Raw genomic sequence first — 235 nt, forward strand, 5'->3', positions numbered from 1 at the left:
CGCGATCTGGAAGAAGGTCACCGGCTTCTCCGACGACAAGATCATCCGCATCGCCGGCGCCGACAACTTCTGGGCCATGGGCGACAGCGGTCCCTGCGGTCCCTGCACCGAAATCTTCTGGGACCACGGCGACAAGATCGCCGGCGGCCCTCCCGGCAGCCCGGACGAGGACGGCGACCGCTACGTCGAGATCTGGAACAACGTCTTCATGCAGTTTGAGAAGGAGAACGACCAG

The 235-nt window shown here is 63.8% G+C and carries 1 protein-coding gene; it reads left to right on the forward strand.

Going from position 1 to position 235, the window contains the following annotated elements; genetic code table 11:
* Nucleotides 1-235 (forward strand): alanine--tRNA ligase-related protein (locus CVH10_RS24470; protein ID WP_146143408.1); only part of this gene is annotated, 235 nt, incomplete at both ends.

The sequence above is a fragment of the Halomonas sp. ND22Bw genome (assembly GCF_003011945.1).
In the GTDB taxonomy this organism is placed as follows: domain Bacteria; phylum Pseudomonadota; class Gammaproteobacteria; order Pseudomonadales; family Halomonadaceae; genus Halomonas; species Halomonas halophila.